We start from the raw sequence: 2,766 nt of genomic DNA, 5'->3' as shown, positions 1-2,766 counted from the left end.
CCTGTTAATACTTGGTCAACATGAACATCATTAGGTTCTGGCATTTAAATCACTTCCTTTCATAATCTATTAATTTCTATGCATGAGATGCTGGGCTGTATGCATGGGTAATTAAAACTTCAATAATATCATCCTGGGCAGTGGCAGCCTCTAAAGCAATCGCACCAAAGTATTCATCGGCAGCATCAACAACTTCTCCGTCTCCGTCACCTGTTGAAGTTATAGCTTCACCTTCATCAACTGCTTCATTCATAACTAATTTAGAAGTCCCTAATATTCTTACTCTTGCAGCTTTATCTTCAGCATCTGGGGCATTCTGTAATATTCCAATAGATACTCCGTTAGCTCCGCAAGCTTCTACTTTTCCGTCAGCATCCAGTTTGACAAAATAATATTGTTTAGAGCTTAGATCTCCACTGGCTTTAAAAGTCAGGTCAACCGCTCCTGCACTCATTTGTTGAGACATATTAATTCACTTCCTTTCTCGTTAATTCCTGTTCATTATTTGTTATCGAGTTTGTAATCCCCATTGGGGAATAACGCTATAGCAGCATCAGCAAAAGTCATTTTATGTTCTTCTGCATATTTGTTGATCTTGTCTAAATCAGTTTCAGGTTCATTGTTATTGTCACCGCCAGAACTTAATTCCTTGAATTTATCTACGGCCATATTGGGCTGTAATTCGATAAACATTTTAAACAGTTCAGCTTGTGTCAGTTCTTTGGTGTTGCTTCCTTCTGTAAATTCCCATTTGTTTTCATTGTCAAAAGACTCCATAAGAGTCATCACGATATCTTTCTGTTTCGGCAAGAAATGCATAGTTGTTTCACTGCAGTTATCAGCTACAAACTTTTCAATGTCTTTCTTCCTGGCTTCCTCTTTCAGTCTTTTCTGCTCTTCTTCATATTTCTTCAGCTTCGCCTGGGCTTCTTCATAATCTTTTTTCATTTTGTCAGCTTCAGCTTTTTCAAGTTCAATAGCTTCGTAATCTTCTAATGCAACAAATTTCTTACCTTCTAATTCCTGTACTTTGATTCCATTTGGCATTATCCATTCACTTCCTTTCTTAATATTCTTATCGTTTACTTTCTTTTTGTTCTGCTCATCCTCATAAAGGATAATCTGAGCATCTTTGTTGGCATCACTGTATAATGCAGCAATGTCTTCTAAATTTGTGACTGCGGGTAAATCAGCACCTAAAAAGGCTATCGCTGATAACACTTTATTGTATTTACGCTTGGTTGACGGTTCGGTGTAATCCCACAATATTTCGGAGCTTATTCGTTTGTAAGCTCCTTTACTGATTAACTCATAGAGTTTTTGGGGTACATCGGCAATGTCAACCAATATCTTTTGCCCTTTACGCTTTAACTTGGTTATCCAACCGCCTGCGGGCAATCCTGAATTCTGCAAGAGTTTCTGTTTATCATCGTGCCCCAGCTTTACAAACGGCTTAACCTTATCGATTATTTCATTTGTACCGTTGACAATATCGTCAATATCTTTTTCGGTTATCTTGGTGTTATTCCATGTACCCACTGCAAAAACTTCAATATCATGGAGCTCCGCAAAAGTGTTTTTCTTAATCCACTTATCATCTTCGTTTTTTTCCCAGCCAGCCTTTTTTAATCCTGCCCAAGCTGTCTGATTTGCCAGCTCTTCCTGTTTGTCATTTCCCTCATACTGCTTAAAGGCATTATTGTATATTTCGATCCATATGGCCTGTGCATCCTTCGGCAACCCTTTTATAACTTCCGGTGGATTATCAATCTTATACGGCATCTATAGTCACCTTCTCTCTATCAAAAATAAAATCACTTGTTTTCATGGCCAAGATTCTGGCCTTATCTCCTGCATCTATTGGTTCAAATTTCTCATACTTGGTTATCGGTATTAATTGGCTCCGGCATTGGTAATGGTTCGGTGGGTTGATTCTTGCAATATCCGGATCATTGGCTTCAAATACCTTTCCGTCCATGCTTGCACAAAAATCAGTTGTTCTATCATCCATAATTGCACTGTATTGGTACGCAACTACAAAACCTTTCACATCCGGATCACGCATCATATCCAGCCTGCCCTGGTTATAGGCATCGGATAAGTTGGTTCTAACAACATTTTCCAGGTGATACGGGGTTAATTCCCTGCCTGATTTAATCTCTATGCCAGGAGTCCCGATATACTCTTTGAAATAGTTATCAAGCTCATAGATTAATTCAGATTGCTTCTTCCCTGATCTCAACCCGTTATAAAGGATCGTTCTTGCTTTCTTTAATATGTCATCTCTTATTACTCCGGCAATATAAAACGCTTTGTTCTGCAGATACTTCATAGCCTTTTCAGGTGGCAACCCTATTACCACATCTACAAAATTCATCCTGGATAATTCACTTCTTACTTCTTCCTTGCCGTATTTCCAGAGCTCGATTAGCCAGTTCTTAATTTCTGTCCTTAATTCACCGACATAATTAAGCTGCAGTTTTTCAATCTCTTTCGGTTCATTGTTTTCAACCAGCTTGCTCCGGATTATGCTTTTCCCTAAAGCTTCTTTCTGTTTGGTTATAATCTCAACCAGTGCATCTCTTGCACCTGTTTCGTATTTGTTAAGGCTTTTTTCTATCCTGGTAAAATTAACTTTCTTTTCAAACTTTGTTAACTGCCTTTTAGCCTGGTACTGGTTATAGATTGGTTCATTAACCGGTTTAGGTTCGGGCAATTGTACGTCCTTTTTTTTTGCGGGTATAGACAGATATTCTCTAACCCATT

At 38.4% G+C, this 2,766-nt stretch carries 3 protein-coding genes; all 3 read right to left on the bottom strand.

The features are described from left to right. Positions 1-76 precede the first annotated feature (76 nt). Positions 77-466 (bottom strand): DUF2190 family protein, encoded by a 390-nt coding sequence (locus KO361_06050; GenBank protein MCC7575126.1) that lies wholly within the window; start codon positions 464-466, stop codon positions 77-79. A 35-nt stretch (positions 467-501) separates the two neighbouring features. Then, a complete protein-coding gene (locus KO361_06045) occupies positions 502-1,782 on the bottom strand; it encodes a ChaB family protein (GenBank protein MCC7575125.1) in 1,281 nt (426 codons plus the stop codon). After that, a partial coding sequence (locus KO361_06040; protein ID MCC7575124.1) for a minor capsid protein occupies positions 1,772-2,766 on the bottom strand: 995 nt, incomplete at its 5' end. The genes KO361_06040 and KO361_06045, both read right to left, overlap by 11 nt.

This window comes from Candidatus Woesearchaeota archaeon (assembly GCA_020854775.1).
Lineage (GTDB): Archaea > Nanobdellota > Nanobdellia > Woesearchaeales > 21-14-0-10-32-9 > 21-14-0-10-32-9.
The sequence above is the reverse complement of the archived record's forward strand: the minus strand, read 5'-3'. Positions and strand labels throughout refer to the sequence as shown.

Excerpts from the sequence above, each read along its gene's own strand:
- KO361_06050 (MCC7575126.1), bottom strand. The coding sequence starts at position 466 with ATGTCTCAACAAATGAGTGCAGGAGCGGTTGACCTGACTTTTAAAGCC.
- KO361_06045 (MCC7575125.1), bottom strand. The coding sequence starts at position 1,782 with ATGCCGTATAAGATTGATAATCCACCGGAAGTTATAAAAGGGTTGCCG.